General features: G+C 62.2%; 7 protein-coding genes and 1 tRNA gene. 6 read left to right on the top strand and 2 right to left on the bottom strand.

The features are described 5' to 3' along the window. The first annotated feature begins 17 nt into the window (after window positions 1-17). The gene (locus tag HMPREF2527_RS07950; protein WP_070507606.1) at window positions 18-4,793 is read left to right on the top strand and encodes an ATP-dependent DNA helicase; all 4,776 of its coding nucleotides are present in this window, start codon (window positions 18-20) and stop codon (window positions 4,791-4,793) included. Between the two features lie 1,093 nt (window positions 4,794-5,886). Here the strand turns inward: HMPREF2527_RS07950 and HMPREF2527_RS07945 are convergent. After that, a complete protein-coding gene (locus HMPREF2527_RS07945) occupies window positions 5,887-6,888 on the bottom strand; it encodes a phosphotransferase (RefSeq protein ID WP_049358995.1) in 1,002 nt (333 codons plus the stop codon). A gap of 345 nt (window positions 6,889-7,233) precedes the next feature. Here HMPREF2527_RS07945 and HMPREF2527_RS07940 point away from each other — a divergent pair, with 345 nt between their 5' ends. Both HMPREF2527_RS07940 and HMPREF2527_RS07935 read left to right on the top strand, forming a co-directional pair. Further along, the gene (locus HMPREF2527_RS07940; RefSeq protein ID WP_070507604.1) at window positions 7,234-9,138 is read left to right on the top strand and encodes an ATP-dependent helicase; all 1,905 of its coding nucleotides are present in this window, start codon (window positions 7,234-7,236) and stop codon (window positions 9,136-9,138) included. Then, the gene (locus tag HMPREF2527_RS07935; RefSeq protein WP_083294478.1) at window positions 9,122-9,745 is read left to right on the top strand and encodes a M48 metallopeptidase family protein; all 624 of its coding nucleotides are present in this window, start codon (window positions 9,122-9,124) and stop codon (window positions 9,743-9,745) included. The genes HMPREF2527_RS07940 and HMPREF2527_RS07935 overlap by 17 nt, the downstream gene beginning before the upstream one ends. A 162-nt stretch (window positions 9,746-9,907) precedes the next feature. Here HMPREF2527_RS07935 and HMPREF2527_RS07930 read toward each other — a convergent pair whose 3' ends face one another. Further along, window positions 9,908-11,371, bottom strand: coding sequence for a zinc-dependent metalloprotease (locus tag HMPREF2527_RS07930; protein WP_070507602.1), 1,464 nt, complete (start codon window positions 11,369-11,371; stop codon window positions 9,908-9,910). Window positions 11,372-11,668: 297 nt separating this feature from the next. Between HMPREF2527_RS07930 and HMPREF2527_RS07925 the strand changes: the two genes are divergently transcribed. From HMPREF2527_RS07925 to HMPREF2527_RS07915, 3 genes are all read left to right on the top strand, one after another. Next, the gene (locus tag HMPREF2527_RS07925) at window positions 11,669-12,892 is read left to right on the top strand and encodes a YlbL family protein (protein WP_070507600.1); all 1,224 of its coding nucleotides are present in this window, start codon (window positions 11,669-11,671) and stop codon (window positions 12,890-12,892) included. Between the two features lie 251 nt (window positions 12,893-13,143). After that, on the top strand, window positions 13,144-16,251 hold the full coding sequence (locus HMPREF2527_RS07920) for a UPF0182 family membrane protein (protein WP_070507599.1): 3,108 nt from the start codon (window positions 13,144-13,146) through the stop codon (window positions 16,249-16,251). A gap of 348 nt (window positions 16,252-16,599) precedes the next feature. After that, window positions 16,600-16,672, top strand: a tRNA-Met gene (locus tag HMPREF2527_RS07915).

The raw sequence follows: 16,672 nt of genomic DNA, 5'->3' as shown, positions 1-16,672 counted from the left end.
CATGAGGAAGAGGAATCATGACTGACTCTGGCGCATACGGCGCTACTAACTCCGGTCCTGGCACCGGCGCGGTTTCCGGCATGCTCACCCCCGCCCAGTGGTGCGAGCACAATAGCTGGCAGCTGCCCAACGGAGTGCTCTTTTCTGCTGAAGCCGCCGCGAACGACCCCGCGCTGAAGCCTGCCGGCTACCGCAGTGCCCTCGACATTGCCGAGATGCTCAACGGCGCCGACGGCAAGAAGCCGACCCCCGAGCAGGTCCGCATGATTGAGGCGGGCCCCGCCCCGACCCTCGTCATTGCGGGCGCTGGTTCGGGTAAGACCGCGACCATGGTTGACCGCGTGATTTGGCTGGTTGATAACGGTTTTGTGCGCCCTGAAGAGGTGCTTGGCGTGACCTTTACCCGCAAGGCGGCAACCGAGTTGCGCAGCCGTATGCGCGCCGGTCTGAACACGTTGCGCCGTAGCCGCCGCGTCGCCCCGAGCGATGAGGAGCTGCGCGAGGGCATCGCTGACCCGACCGTGCTCACCTACCACTCTTACGCGAATAACCTCGTCAAGGAGTACGGTCTGCGCCTGGGCGTGGAGCAGGACGCGCAGATGCTCGGTGATGCGCAGAAGTGGCAGCTTGCCGCGCAGATTGTGCAGTACTGGGAGGGGGAGCTTCCTCTCGATAAGGACGGCGTGCCGGTGTCTGCGGCGACCATGATTAACCAGATGCTGCAGCTTTCTGACGAGTGCGCGGAGCACCTGGTGGAGCCGCAACAGGTTATTGACTTCTGCACCGAGCAGTTGGCGGCGTACGCGGCGGTGCCCGAGCCTCGCCGTGAGACGAAGACTGAGAAGGACATCCTGAAGGTTCAGCGTCTGCTGCGTAACCGCCGAGTGTACGCGCGCATGGTGATGAGCTATGCCCGCGTGAAGGCGCGTATGCAGGTGCTGGATTTTGGTGACCTGATGCGTTTTGCCGCCCGCATTGCGGAGGCTGACCCGGCGATTCGCGAGGGTGAGCGTGCCCGCTTCAAGGTGGTTCTGCTGGACGAGTTCCAGGACACTTCGCACGCGCAGATGAGCTTGTTCTCCTCGATTTACGGTGCCGATGAGGCGGCGGGTATTCCGGCGCATCCGGTGATGGCTGTGGGTGACCCGAAGCAGTCGATTTACGGTTTCCGTGGCGCTTCGGACGGCCAGATGTTCAGCTTCTACCGTCATTTCCCAACCAAGCATGTGCGGCCGCTGTTCCTGTCCATTGCGTGGCGTAACGACATTTCGGTGCTGAACGCGGCGAACCATGTGGCGGAGAAGCTGAAGGAGGTTCCCGAGTGGGTGCGTGCCGCCGACGGCGATATTACCGCCGCTCAGGTTCCTGACCTGCGCCCGCGCTGCGCTCTGGTGGGGGAGCCGGGCTCACCCGCCTTTGAGCAGGCTGCCGCGGGCATGGTGGGGCGCGTTGATTTGACGTACCACGACTCTGACCGCGAGGAGGCTGTGGCTATCGCTGAGCGTATTGCGGCGATGCGTACCCAGGCGGTGCGCGAGTATGAGCGCGCCTACGCGGCGCATCGTTCCGGTGATGGTTCTGTGCATCCGCGTTTGAAGATGCCTGAGATTGCGGTGTTGGCGCGTGTGCACGGTCAGCTGGACCCGATTCGTGTGGAGTGCGAGCGTCTGGGTATTCCGGTGCAGCAGGTGGGTTTGGGCGGTTTGCTTTCCCAACCGGAGGTTGTGGATTTGGTGTCGGCGTTACGTGTGCTGGCTGATCCGAACCGTTCGGATGCTCTGGCGCGCCTGCTGACGGGTGCGCGTTGGCGTTTGGGCGCGGCGGATATGTTGGCGCTGGGTGATTGGGCTCAGTCGCTGGTGCGTGAGCGTGAGCGTGCCCTGCGCGAGCAGATGGCGTTGCGTATGCTCGCCGAGGCTGAAGACGCCGACGACGCTGCTGCTATCAACCTGCAGGCAGAGCACCTGCGCGCCGCCCAGGAGCGCCTGGACGAAACCCTCAAGGGCGCGGTGGAGGATTCCTCCGGCTACGCCTCCCTGATCGAGGCGGTGGAGAACCTACCGCAGGACGGCGCGGACGGCGAACCCCTCTACGGTGAGCAGTACCGTGGCCGCCGTTTCTCCCCGGCGGCGCTGGAGCGTCTGCGTGCTTTTGCCGAGCAGATGCGCGTGCTGCGTGCCGGTTTGAGCGAGGATTTGGGCACGCTGCTGTACGAGATTGAGCGCACCATGCTGCTGGATATTGAGCTGGCGGTCCGCCCGGGTACCGACCCGCTGGGTTCGCGTGCGAACCTGGACGCTTTCCACGAGGTTGCCGCCGCCTACGGCATGTCGGCGCCGCGTATTAACGCGATGATTTACGCCGGCTCTGACGGCGTGAGCGCGGAGGAGGGCGACCCGGGTGCGCGCCGCTTCCTGCTGTCTTCGGGCGGCGTGAGCTACGTGATGGGCTTCCTCGCGTGGCTTGAGCGTGCCGATGATGAGGAGAAGGGCCTGGCGCTGGGCGCCGTGGAGCCTGACCCGAATGCGGTGCAGCTGATGACCATGCACGCGGCGAAGGGCCTGGAGTGGGATCATGTGCTTCTGCCGGGTCTGTGCGGTAGCGCGACCGGCGGGCAGACACCGAACCTGTGGCAGATGTCGGCTAATACGGCTCTGCCCTGGCCGCTGCGTGGTGACCGCGAGTACCTTCCGTCGGTCCTTGAGACGGCGGAGGAGATTACCGCCTTTGAGAAGGCGAAGGACCTGGAAGACTACCTGGCCGAGCACAAGGATGATGCCGCCGAGCATGCCGGCATGGAGGACCGCCGCCTCATGTACGTGGCGATGACCCGTGCCCGTAACCTGCTGGCGTTGAGCGCCTACCGCTGGAAGAGCGCCGCTATGCTCCCCCTGCCGGTGCAGCCCTTCTGGGAGGAGCTGATGGAGATGCTTTTCAAGTCGCTCTTCGGCCCGAATACGCCCATGGTGGATGCGCCCTCTGTGCGTTTCGAAGAGACGATGGATACCCCCTGGGCGGCGCCGCAGCTGGTGGGCATGGGCCTGTCGTACACGATGCCGAACCCCGCCGATAAGCGCAAGAAGATGCACCTGAACCATGTGCGCCGCTGGGTTGAGCAGCTGGCTGAGTCGAAGTACCGCCTGGTGGAGCCGGTGACCCTGGTGCACGGTACGGTCGTGGATCCTTCGAACCTGCCGCCCGCCCCCGATGAGGCGGCACTGCTGGAAGAGCTGGAACTCTACCCCGTAGACGCTGACGAGCTCACCCCCGTACAGGCGGAGGCGCGCGCGAACGCCCGGGCAACCTACGCCGAGCAGGTGCAACGCTACGCGTGGGCGCTGGTTGAGGCCATGGCTCCCGCCCTCGCGCAGGATTGGCAGCTAGCGGCTCCTTCCGTACGAGCACGCACGGTGGCGGAGAACTGTACCCGCCTGAACCTGCCGGTGCCCGAATGGATTATCGAAGCCACCGAGCGGGAGAAATGGCGTGAGGCGCAACCGCCTCAGCCCGGTTTCTCGCCCACGGTGGCGGCGGCGTTGCCGATTGAGGTGCGCGGCCAGTTCGCCCAGAAGAACTACGAGGACAGGAACCCGAACCTGGGTGCGGTGCTGACCGCTATGTGGCCTTTCGACCCGCTGGAGCGCCCCGTGATTTGGCGTTGGGCTTCTGACGATGCCCTCAACCGGGGCACGGAGGCGGTGCTTCGCCGCGGCCAGCATGAGCAGCTGGAACGTGAGATTGCGATTAACTCCTCGAGCCGTCGCGAGGCGGTGGAGCGTGCCGCCCTGGCGGTGGAGCTCGCTGTCGGCGCGGGGGAGGATGACCTGCACCAGAGCGGGGATGTAGCGGGGGAGAGCGCAAACCATTCTGCAACCGCCGCACTCGCTGTACACGGCGAGTCCGCCATTCCTGAATCCCTGCGCCAGCAGGCGGTGGACTGGGAACGCGAAGCCGACCTGCTACTGCTCATGATGGGCCAGACCGACCCGGTGCTGAGCGAGCAGCTGCCAGGGCACCTGTCCGCATCCACGTTCATTCGCCTAAGCGAGGACCCGCAGGGCACGGTGCATCAGCTGATGCGCCCGGTGCCGCAGCGTCCCTCGCGCGCGGCAACGATTGGTACGGCGGTGCACGCGCTAATTGAGGAGCACTTCGGGGTGGCGCCGAGCGCCGACCCGCTGGAGGCACCCGATGCGGAGGACACGGTGGGCGTTGACCTGCCTGGTTCCGCTGCCGCCTCCACCGCGCCCGCTGAACCAGCAGATTCCTCTGATTCTGCAGACCCCTCTGAATCTGCAAATCCCGCTGACCTGCAGGAACAGGACGAGTTCACCTTCGAGGATGAATTCGAGGAGTCCGAGAGCGAACTGGACGCCTCCGTTCAGCGCCTCTGGGAGCGCTTCGCCAACAGTGAGTGGGGCAGCGACGAGTGGAAGGACCGCATCTGGGCGGTCGAATACCCGGTCGAAACCCACATCGAGGGCGTAAGCCTGCGCGGCCGTATCGACGCGGTGTTCCGCACCGAGGATGAAGACGGCGAACGCTGGGTGCTGGTGGATTGGAAGAGCGGTTCCCGCCCGAAGATGTCGACCATGCAGTCTCGACGCTTCCAGCTGGGCCTGTACCGCATCGCGTTCTCCCGCATTATGGGCGTGGACCCGGAGCGTATCAGCACCGTGTTCGTGTACCTGGGCGGCAAGGGTGTTGCGGAGGTGTGGGATCACCAGATCCGCGGCGGCCTGCCCTCGGAGGCGCAGCTGGCGAAGGTGATTCGTGAGGCGCGCAAGGGCTAGGTAGCGGATCTCAACAGCGAATCTCCCAGCGCCGGGCGGGCGGCGCTCGCGTGCTAGCGCTTACTGTCACCGAATAGAGAAAAGCAGCTCACGTAGGCGTTGCGCCTCGTGAGCTGCTTTTCTGCGTGGACTTCTGCGGTTAATGGCAGAGAACGCCTCTTCACCCCACTGCATTAGGGTGATGAGGCGTCCTCAGCCGCTGAAGAACTATAGAGGTACTTCGTGCCCTCGCACGCTCCGGGAAAGAATCGCGCCGAACGACTGCCGCTCTCGCGGCCTCACTCGCGCCGCCGGCGCCCCGTGGGGTTTGCGTGCGTCTTTACTCTCAAACACAACCTCGAAAGTAACTCTATAGATTTCTGCCATCGGTGATTGGTTGCGCGGTGCATGAATCCGGCTCGGGTCTGACATGACCGGTCAGGGTCCCGTCCAATCTGTCTCCCCAATTTATCGCTGCCACGATATCAGCGCTGGTCAGTGCGCTATGGGGAGTGTGTCCGCTGGTATTCTCGCGGCACAGCAAAAGTATTCCAGGAGTTTTTGAAAAAATCTACAGGGTAAGTTTTTACCCTAAGATGCACTATTTTGAGCATGGTTCAAGGTGAAGTTGAGGCTCTGTGGACTCTTGGAGTCAAAAGTTGGTTTATGTGGGTTTGCGGCGTATTTGCGCCCGGGAAATATTGTGAATGGCACCTTTGGCGCACCTTCAAGTCTCAGCCTTAATCTGAGTCATTCATGCACAAAAATGCAAAACTGGTGCTCAAAAGGTGAGGGGAAACACTTAAAGAAATTTTGATAAAAAGCCCACTAAAGCCCCTCCACTAGCCCTTATAGGCATCATCCCGTCGGTTTGACAGACAGTCAGGAGAGCTGGTTTCACCGGGTGCGAGGCAGCGGACATACAACCCAGCGGATATACAACCCAGTAGATACAGTTCAGCCCCGCAGTGCAGTACTGCGGGGCTGAACTGAAAACCTAGCTGAACCGAAAACCTAGCTGAACTGAAAAACCTATGCGGCAGGTGACACCCTGGCTGACAACAACCTGGCGGCTACTTACCTTATGAGCTTCCTCGGCGGGACCGACCAATATCTACTCGGCGGGACCGACCAGCGGGCCGACCTCCTCCTGTCCGAGCAGTTCGCCGGAGGCGCGCAGGTCGTCCTGAATGTCCAGGAGCATGGACACTGCGTGGGTTGCGCCGTCGCGGTCGCCAACCTCCACGGTGTGGGTGAGCCACTGGGCGATTGCGAACTCTGCGTAGAAGTTCGCGCGTTGCGCCAGGTAGGCGTCGGGCAGCTGAGGCATCTGCTGGCGGTACACCTCGATTGCCTCGTCGGTGAAGTCAATGTCCTGGCAGGAGTACAGCCAGGCGAAGTCCTGCGCGGGGTCGCCCACGTGTACCTCGGACCAGCCGGTGACCTCGACGATGCGCGCCTCCGTAGGAGTCACATGTAGCACGAGGTTCTCGGCGCCCATGTCACCGTGGACCACGCGCGGGCGGAACTGCCACATGGGGCCGGGGGAGAGCACGGCACGCCAGTGCGCGAGCAGGTCGGCGGGTACCTTGCCGGTTGCGGCGGCACGCTCGAGCTCGGCGTTCTTGCGCAGGCGAATCTGCTCCGAAGAGTAGGAGGGCAGGTCAGCCTCGTAAATAATGTCTTCGGGCATCACGTGCAGGGTCGCAATGTCCTTGGCGATGATGGACGCCAGGGAGGGGCGGTTCGCCGCAACTTCGCGGCGGCTCAGCTCGGCGAGCTGGTCTACGTCGTAGATGGTGCCGGGGATGTGCGTGTACACGAATACGTTGCCGCCCGCGTACGGTACGGTGCCAGCGACGGTGGGCACGGCGAAGGGCAGTCGGGCGCGCAGGCCGGGGCTGAATGACTGCAGGATGAGGTGTTCAGCTTCCAGGCGCATGCTGGCGTCGGGGCGGCGCGGGGCGCAGACTCGCCAGCGGCGACCGGTAGAGTCGGCGATGATGGCCGAGTCGAAGTCGTCGCTGTCTTCGCGGACCGGTTCGGCGCCAACGGGGTAAATCCCGGGCACTCCGGCGGAGACAATGGCTGCTAGCTGAAGGGGAGATAAAGTCACGGGTTAAGGTTACCAAACCAATGTGTGCCGTTTAGTAGTTTTTGGGATCTTTATGCCAAGTGGTGAAGATACTTGCGGACAAGCCTAAACGTGCTTGTCTGCGTATTCCTGCGCATTTCGTTGAGCTTCTAACCGTGCGCATCCAAACAGGCGGGTTCCTCACGCCCTGGTTCCTCACGCCCTGAACGAAAGCAACAGCTAAGAAGCCGCGGCGGGTCTGGAGAACACAGTCTGGGAGAATACAATGGAAGACCGGCTATCACCGCCTCGCGCGCCCGCATATCCATATGTCCAGCGCGAGCGCACGCCGCCTGCCCGCACCGCCCGCCTTACTGATGGAGCATTATGACCGCCACACCTCAGCAGCCTCAGCATATGATCTCCGCAGACGATATTCTTGCCGGGCTTGACCCTGATCAGCGTGCGGTCGCCACCGAGCTGGACGGCCCCATGCGCGTGCTGGCTGGTGCTGGTACCGGTAAGACCCGCGCGATTACGCACCGCATCGCCTACGGTATTGCGATCGGTCGCTACCAGGGCCCGCGCGTACTCGCCCTGACCTTTACCCTGCGCGCGGCGGAGGAGATGCGTACCCGCCTGCATCAGCTGGGTGCGCATGGCGTGCAGGCGCGTACTTTCCACTCGGCGGCGTTGCGTCAGCTGGCGTATTTCTGGCCGCAGGTGGTGGGTGGTACGTTCCCGTCCATCGTGCAGAATAAGGCAACGCTCATTACGGAGGCGGCGAACCGTCTGCGCATCAGTACGGACCGTTCCCTGCTGCGTGATTTGGCGTCGCTGATTGAGTGGGCGAAGGTTCAGCTGCTCACCCCGGACACCATCATGCAGCGCCTGAGCGAGAAGCAGCTGCCCTTGGCGATTACCCCGCAGAATATGCAGCGTATTTTCCAGGCGTATGAGGATTTGAAGGATGAGCGTAACCTCATCGATTTTGAGGACGTGCTGCTGCTGACCATCGCCATGCTGGAGGAGGACGAGAAGCTCGCTGCGACCGTCCGCAACCAGTACCGCCATTTTGTGGTGGACGAGTACCAGGACGTCTCCCCGCTGCAGCAGCGTCTGCTGGATGTGTGGCTGGGTGGCCGCGACGATATTTGCGTGGTGGGCGACGCCTCCCAGACGATTTACTCTTTTACCGGTGCGACCAGCCGTTACCTGCTGGATTTTGCGCGCCGGTACCGTGGCGCGCACACGGTGAAGCTGACCCGCGACTACCGTTCCCATTCGCAGGTGGTGGAGTTGGCGAACCGCCTGTTGGCGGCGCGCCGTCCGCATCCGGATTCGAGCCCGCATTCGTGGGCGCCGCCGCTGGAGCTGATGTCTCAGCGCGGCCCCGGCGTGGATGTGGAGTGGTTCGGTTACGCGGATGATGAGCAGGAGGCTACCGGCATTGCCGAGGACATCCGCGACCTGATTGAGAAGGACGGCGTGCCGCCTTCTGAGATTGCGGTGCTGTTCCGCACGAACGCGCAGTCGGCGGCGATTGAATCTGCGCTGGCTGCCGCCCACATTCCGTACCAGTTGCGCGGCGCGGAGCGTTTCTTTGAACGTCCCGAGGTCAAGCAGGCGATGCTTGCCCTGCGCGGTTCGGCGAAGTCCACGGACGGTACTGAGGACGTCACCCGCTACACCCGCGATGTGCTCAGCGGCCTCGGCTACAAGGAGGAGGGCCCCCTTTCGGGAGGCGCCACCCGCCAGAAGTGGGAGTCCCTCGCCGCCCTGGTGCACATGGTGGACATGATGGCGCAGCACCGCCAAGAGCAGCTTCAGGAGCACCGAGCGAACCCGCGCCCGGGCGTGCCCGAGCCGCTACCTTTGACCATGCACGAGGTCGTGGCGACCCTGAACCACCGTAGCGAATTCAACGACGCACCGCAGGTCAACGGCGTAACCCTCGCTTCCCTGCACGCGGCTAAGGGTCTGGAGTGGGACGCCGTGTTCCTGTGCGGCCTGAACGAGGGCCTCATGCCCATTACCTTCGCGACCACCCCGGACGAGGTGGATGAGGAGCGCCGCCTGCTGTACGTGGGCATTACGCGCGCCCGCAAGTACCTGTGGCTGACCTGGACGATGACCCGCACCGTGGGCGGTCGCGGTCAGCGTAAGCGTTCGCGTTTCCTGGACGATATTGATCCGGCGAAGCGCCGCCGCAGGGCTGAGAGTGCTGGCTCGTCGTATAGCCAGCCCCGCCGTTCGTCGAAGGGAAGAGGAGATTATGGCTCAGCGTTTTAAGCGTGAAATTCTGCCCGCCACCGAGGATCGCCCGCAGATTGAGCTGGTCCGCTCGGCGCGCCGCACCCGCACCATCAGCATGCAGCGCGACGGGGAGGATGCGCACGGCAACCCCGCCTACCGCCTGCTCATTCCCGCCGCGAGCACGAGCGAAGAGATTGACGAGCATATTGCCCGCCTGCTGCCGCGCATTCAGCGTCGTGCCGCCCGCCGTGAACGTGCCACGCAGCTGACGGTCACGGACGAGTACCTGCGCTCCCGCGCCCTGCACCTGGCGCAGAAGCACCTGCCGGAGCTGGTTGCCTCGGGCAGGCTGGAGAAGCTGTCGATTCGCTGGGTGAGCAACCAGCGTCAGCGCTGGGGCTCGGCAACCTACGCGAACACGCAGATCCGCATCTCCTCGGAGCTGCAGGGCGTACCGGAGTACGTGCTGGATTCGGTGATTCACCACGAGCTCTGCCACCTGCTGCAGCCGAACCATTCGGCGGCGTTCCGTGCCCTGGAGTCGCGTTACCCGCAGCTGCTGCGGGCGCAGGCCTACCTGGAGGGGTACGCGCTGGGGCGCTCGCGTGCTGAGGGTGAGCGCGGCGAAAACAGCGCGGACTAAAATCCAGCCAGCTAAAATCCAACCGGCTAACGCGCTTCCCGAAAATCAAAGAATCAAAAACCAAACGAAACACTCGAGCGGGGGTGACTTGTACATTCACAAGCCACCCCCGCTCGAGTGTCAGCTATTTACTTTCGCCGCTCAGCGTTACTTCGCTCAGCTTTACTTTTCTTCGGGCGCGTCGCCGAAGCCGCCGTCCAGCAGCTTCTGCAGCTCCGAGTCGAAGTCCACGTCGTCCAGGCTGATTTCGTTCATGCGCGCATCGTATGCGGTGAAGTCTTCCAGCTCGGTGGGGGTGGGCAGGGTCTCCGGGGTGTCCCAGAGGCCGTCGCGTGCCTCAATGCCGTGGGATTCTTCGTACCAGCGCCAGAACTGCTGTGCTTCACGTACCAGGCGCGGGCGCAGTTCCAGGCCGACCAGGTTCTCGAAGACCTGCTCGCTGGGGCCGCCGTCGATGCGGCGGCGCGCCATGATTTCGGTCAGCTGCGGTGCCTTGGGCAGGTTACGGGTTGCGTCCTCGGTTACGACGGATACCCAGCCTTCGATGAGGGCGAGCAGACCCTCCAGACGCTGTACCGCCAGTTCCTGGTCTTCGGTGCGCTGAGGGCTGAACATGCCGCCTTCGAATGCTTCCTGTACGGCGTCGGGGTTGCTCATGTCCACCTGGGATGCGGCGTCCTGCATGCGGTTCATGTCCACACGGATACCGCGGGCGTAGCGCGCCACGAGCTGGACCAGGTCTTCGCGCAGCCAGGGGTTTGCCTTGTGCAGACGGATCAGCGCGGATTCACGCACGGCAAGGTAGAGCAGGACCTCCTGCGGGGGCACCTCGATACTGTCGGCGAGCTGCTGATAGCCGTTGGGCAGCAGAGCGGAGGAACCGGGCGCGAGGGGGAAGCCCACGTCGGTGGAGGAGTACACTTCACCGGCGAGCTGCGCGAGCGCCTGCGCCATCTGCGCACCAAAAATTACGGAACCAATGTTGTTCAAGAAGCCGCTGTTGAGAATCTGCGAGATCTCTTCGGGTACGTCTTCGGGTGCGCCGGGCATGACCATAGACTGGGTGACTTCGGCTGCGACCGGCTCGACCATTTCGCGCCAGGAGTCGAAGGAATGCTCAACCCACTCGGCCTTGGACCATGCCTGCACCGGGTGGTTGTGTCGTTCAATGGTGGTCACCGCATCCAGCCAGAGGTCGGCGAGGTTCGCCGCGTCTTCTACGGCACGCTTGAGGTTTTCGGGTACAGAGGGGTCTTCACCCATGGACGCGAGCATCTGGCGGGTCTGGTTCTTCACGTTGTCCCAGTTCACACCGCTGGGGCTGTCGGATGCGCCCGCGCCGGAGAACATTGCCTGTACCTGCGCGAACATGCTCTGCATCATGGCGGGGTCGAAGCTCATGCCCATGTTCTTCAGGTCTTCGGGGTCGATGCTGATGCCGAAGGGGTTCTGGCCGCCTTCGCCGAAGAGCGCGCTGAAGGGGTTCTGTGCGTTGGAGGAGGCGCCCTTGCCGCCCTGGCCGGTTGCCCCTGCGGAGGGGTCGAAGCCCTGCTCCTGCATCTTCTTAATGAATTCTTCGAGGGGGTCGCGCTCGTTGGAGGCGCCGCCGGTGGGGTTCTCAGACATGTAGAAGCCTTTCGTAATCCGGGGGTGGGCGTAGCTGGCCCGCTCGCTGTCCAGCCTACCGATTTTTGCTGAGAATTTCCCGTGCCATTGCTGTGGAAGCGGGTTAATCAGCTAAGGGCTCACAAGCTTGTCTTTGGGGCCGGGGTTTGGGAGTTTTTTCGTGCCGCTGTCACCGTGCGGTGCTGACAAAGCGCGGTGCGGGTCGGAACGTAAACGCCTCCTGGGGCTCTATTTTTAGCGGGGTAACGGTGCCCGCCCGCGTGTTGAAAAGCAGGTTTATCCGGTACTGTAGAAACCATGACTAAGTCCACCCCTGATGCTGAGCGGCAGTCGAACGCCGCCTCCGCGAGCGTGAAGAGTAATGAGAAGGCGGCTAAGCGCCGTTCGCGTTTTGCGCCGCGCCGCGTGAACCTGCGTTCGGTGAGCGCTGTGGCGACGTGCGCCCTGCTGGCTGGTGCTTTTGTTCTGCCCAGTTCCTATGTGAAGGAGGGCCCCGGCCCGCTCTTTGATGTGCTCGGAACGTACCAGGAGAAGGACGTCATTGAGGTTTCTGGTGCGCCCAGCTATAAGACGTTCGGCAAGATGAACATGACCACGGTGTCGGTTTCGGGTGGCCCGTACACGGAGCTGTCCGGTGCGGAGGCGTTCTACGGCTGGTTGGCGTTTGACGGTAACCGCAGCCTCGTGGTGCCGACCGATGCCCTGTACCCGCATGTGAGCCATGAGCAGGCGACGGCGGCGACCGGCGCGCAGATGGCTGATTCGCAGACTCAGGCGAAGGTCGCGGCGATGCGCCAGCTGAAGATGGCAGTGACCGAGAAGGTTCAGGTGCTTTCCACGGTGGAGGGTTCCCCGGCGGCGAGCGCTCTGAAGGCTGATGACCGCATCGTGAAGGTGGGGGAGAAGCAGATTGAGACCCTCACCGATGTTCCGAAGGCTGTGAACGCCTCGAACGGTTCGCCGCTTGACGTGACCGTGGAACGTGACGGCACGCAGCAGACGTTTAAGCTGACCCCGGTTCGTTCCAGTGACGATAGCCGCTGGATTCTGGGCGCTGGCCTGAAGCAGAGCTATGACCTGCCGGCGCACGTGCAGTACAACCTGGACGGTGTGGGCGGCCCGAGCGCGGGTCTGATGCTGGCGCTGGGTACGGTCGATAAGCTGAGCGAGGGTACTTTGCTCGCCGATGAGGACGCCGGAGGCGACCCGTACCGCAGCTACATTTCGGGTACCGGCACGATTGATGCTGACGGTAAGGTCGGCGCAATTGGCGGTATCAAGTACAAGATTCTTGCGACGGGTCGTTACGGCGCGCGCTACTTCTTGGCGCCTAAGGAGAACTGCGATTCGATTGTGAAGATGCAGGCGCAGGACCCCGACCTGTTCAACTACTATCACGCCGGTCAGGTGCGCGGCACGATGGTGGTTGTTCCGGTGTCGACCCTGGATGAGGCGGTGAAGACGGTGGAGGCGATTAAGTCCGGTACCCCGGATGATTCCCTGCCCCGCTGCGGTTCCTAACGTAACGTTTCTCTCCGCGAGGATCTAACCCATATAACGTAGAAGTCAGCCCCGGTACTTTACGGTACCGGGGCTGTTCTGCGTCCTTTTCTCTGTCCTCACCAGCGCCCCTCACCTCATCATTTCGCGCCCAAAACCTCTCAACCCGGTCATATTTCGCCCCGAGCTTCTACGAGGTTCTGCCCTTCTGCTTGACCTCTGAGATACTTAAAGGCAGTTATTTTCTCTGAACGTATGATGAGCGAGGAATTGTGTCTGAGTCGACCAATAACACCGCGCATCCCAAGCCGACGAAGCCTGCCCCCAAGCGCCGTAGCCCCCTGAAGGCAACGATTGCTGTGGTGGCGGTGCTTATTGCTGCTTTTGTGGGTGCGTCCCAGGTGTACACGGACTGGCTGTGGTTTGATCAGCTGGGTTATAGCACCGTGTTCACTACCCAGATTTTGTTGAAGGTAGCCGTTTTTGTGGTGGCTGCCGTGGTGATTGCTGTGCCGCTGTGGGCTTCGATGTCCTACGCGGTCCGTCATGCTGATGTGGCGCCGGCGTCCGAGAAGGAGCCGCAGGAGGCGCCGAAGCCGGACCAGAGCGTGCCGACGAGCGGTACGGATGCTGCCGAGCAGATGCTGCGTGACGTGTTTGGTCAGCAGCGTGCTGAGGAGAGCATGCGCCGCTACCACGAGAGTGTGGATAAGGCGCGTAAGGTTCTGCTGGTTGCGGTTCCGCTGCTGTTGGGTCTGTTTATTGCTTCGGCGACGATGACTCAGTGGAGCACCGTCGCGCTGTTCTTCAATCAGCAGTCCTTCGGTAAGACTGACCCGGAGTTCGGTCTGGATTACGGGTTCTTCCTGTTTGCGTTGCCGTTCTTCCGCATGGTGGCGACTCTGCTGACCTCCGCTGTGGTGCTGTCGGCGCTCGCGGGCGTGTTCATGCACTACTTCTACGGCGGTATTAAGGTGCAGCCTGGCGGTGTGAGTACTACCGTGGCGTTCCGTCGTCACGCTGCGATTGTGGCGGCTGCGTTCTTGCTGACTCGTGCGGTGAGCTTCTGGTTGGATCGTTATTCGTCGACTCAGCAGCAGGTGGGTCGCTGGGCTGGCGCCATGTACACGGACGTGAATTCGTCGATTCCGGTGAACGCTATTTTGGCGATTTCTGCTCTGCTGGTGGCTGTTATGTTCGTGGTGGCGGCTTCGATGAATCGTTGGCGTCTGCCGCTGATTAGCACCGCGATGCTGGTGATTGTTGCCGTGGTTGCTGGCGGCCTGTACCCGTGGATTGTCCAGCGTTTCCAGGTGGTTCCGAATGAGCAGGGTGCTCAGTCGAAGTTCATTCAGCGCAATATTGATGCGACCCGTTACGCGTACGGTCTGGACAAGATTGAGACCACTCCGTATGACGCGACGATTGATACCCGCGCCGGTGCGTTGAGCTCTTCGAGCGCGACCATTGCGAATATCCGTCTGTTGGATCCGAATGTTGTGTCCTCGGCGTTTGCGCAGATGCAGCAGTTCCGCCCGTACTACCGTTTTGATTCGCAGCTGGCGGTGGACCGCTATGCGGTGGGTAACACCACGCAGGATACGGTGTTGGCGGCTCGTGAGCTGAACCCGGCGCAGACCAGCGGCGATTCTTGGTATAACCGCCACGTGGTGTACACCCACGGTTACGGTGTGATTGCCGCGTACGGTAACCAGGTTGATTCTGCGGGTAACCCGAAGTTCCTGCAGTCCGGTATTAAGGCGACCGGTACCCTGAGCGAGGATTATGAGCCGCGTATTTACTTTGGCATGAGCTCGCCGGAGTATTCGATTGTGGGCGGTAAGGGCGACACCCTGGAGTTGGACCGTCCGCTCTCTGCTGAGGAAACCAACACCTCCGATGCGAAGTACACTTTCGCCGGTTATGGTGGTCCTCGCGTTGATTCGCTGCTGGCTCGTCTGTCCTACGCGATTAAGTTCCAGTCCTCTGACATTCTGCTTTCGGACGCGGTGCGTGAGGGTTCGCAGATTCTGTACGAACGCAACCCGCTCGATCGTGTGCGTAAGGTGGCGCCGTACCTGAGCGTGGATTCTAAGCCGTACCCGGCGATTGTGAATAACCGCGTGCAGTGGATTGTGGATGCTTACACTACGAGCGATCAGTTCCCCTATGCGCAGGGTAGCTCCCAGGATGCGGCAACCGCTGCGGGTGCTCAGCGTTCTAACTCGGTGAACTACATCCGTAACTCGGTGAAGGCTACCGTGGACGCGTATGACGGTTCGGTGACCCTGTACGCGTGGGATGAGGAGGATCCGGTGCTGAAGGCGTGGCAGGGTGTTTTCCCTGGCACGGTGAAGAGCTACCGCGAGATGAACGCTTCGCTGATGAGCCACGTGCGTTACCCGACTGACATGTTCAATATTCAGCGCACCATGCTGAATAAGTACCACGTGACCAACGCGAATAGCTTCTACGCCGGTGACGATGTCTGGTCGATTCCGAACGACCCGACTAATGATCGTAACCAGCCGATTTCGCCGTACTACCTGTCCCTGCAGATGCCCGGCGATTCTCGTGCGCACTTCTCGTTGACGACCACGTTCATTCCTCAGCAGAGCGATTCGAACTCTCGTAACGTGATGTACGGCTTCCTGGCGGCTAATGGTGATGCCGGTACCGGTAAGGACGGCGAGCGTAGCGCCGACTACGGCAAGCTGCGTCTGCTGGAGTTGCCGCGTTCTTCGGTGGTTCCGGGCCCGGGCCAGGCTCAGAATATTTTCAACTCTGATGCTGAGGTGTCGAACCAGCTGAACCTGCTACGCCGCGGTTCCTCTGAGGTTATTAACGGCAATATGCTGACTCTGCCGGTGGGCGGCGGCATGCTGTACGTTCAGCCGGTGTACGTGCAGTCGAGCGGTGACGCTAAGTACCCGCGTCTGCAGCGTGTGCTGGTGAGCTTCGGCGATAAGGTCGGTTTCGCTCCGACTCTGGAGGAGGCGCTGAACCAGGTGTTCGGTGGCTCTTCGGGCGCGAAGCTGGACGGTTCGGCGGCTAGCCCCTCGGCTTCGGCGTCTGGTTCTTCGGGTACCTCGGGTGCTTCGACCGGAGGTTCTTCGGCTTCGCAGTCTTCGGAGCTGAAGCAGGCTCTGACGGATGCTTCGAAGGCGATGACCGATGCTGATGCGGCGATGAAGAAGGGCGACTGGGCTGCATACGGTGAGGCTCAGAAGCGTCTGGAGGCAGCCGTGAAGAAGGCTCTGGAGGCCGAGGAGGCGCAGAGCGCGGCGTCCGCTAAGGCTTCTGCATCGGCAACGCCCAGTGCCTCGGCGGCTCCGAGCGCAGCGGCTAGCGCTAAGCCCAGCGCCTCGGCTTCTCGCTAAGCCTAAGAGACAGCGGGGGAGTAGCGCATACCGGATGCTCAGGGATCGGATGTCCACGGGTCTAGCGTCCTCGCTCTAGATCCGGGGCCTGCACTGGATACGGCTCCTACCGACTAGCTCTAGCGGTCTCTGCGGGAACATCTCTGCGGGAACGGGGTGGAAGTGATTCACTTCCACCCCGTTCCTGTATGTTCTACCCCTGGCACTGCCCCGTAGCCCCTATTCCTACCCAACTGCTTTCTACCCAACTGCTTTCTACCCAACAGCCCCTATTTTTGTGTGCTTGGTTACAAATCGCGTTTTTGGCTTGCATGCCCGGTTTGGGGTCTGTATAGTTGTATGAGTCGCCGCGGGGTGGAGCAGTTCGGTAGCTCGCCGGGCTCATAACCCGGAGGTCGCAGGTTCAAATCCTGTCCCCGCA

The sequence above is a fragment of the Rothia sp. HMSC071B01 genome, from assembly GCF_001808945.1.
GTDB lineage: Bacteria > Actinomycetota > Actinomycetes > Actinomycetales > Micrococcaceae > Rothia.
Note: the sequence above shows the minus strand (reverse complement) of the source record. Positions and strands in the feature narration are given on the sequence as shown.

Coding starts and splice junctions, on each gene's coding strand:
- HMPREF2527_RS07930 (WP_070507602.1), bottom strand. CDS start 11,371: ATGTCTGAGAACCCCACCGGCGGCGCCTCCAACGAGCGCGACCCCCTC.
- HMPREF2527_RS07925 (WP_070507600.1), top strand. CDS start 11,669: ATGACTAAGTCCACCCCTGATGCTGAGCGGCAGTCGAACGCCGCCTCC.
- HMPREF2527_RS07940 (WP_070507604.1), top strand. CDS start 7,234: ATGACCGCCACACCTCAGCAGCCTCAGCATATGATCTCCGCAGACGAT.
- HMPREF2527_RS07950 (WP_070507606.1), top strand. CDS start 18: ATGACTGACTCTGGCGCATACGGCGCTACTAACTCCGGTCCTGGCACC.
- HMPREF2527_RS07935 (WP_083294478.1), top strand. CDS start 9,122: ATGGCTCAGCGTTTTAAGCGTGAAATTCTGCCCGCCACCGAGGATCGC.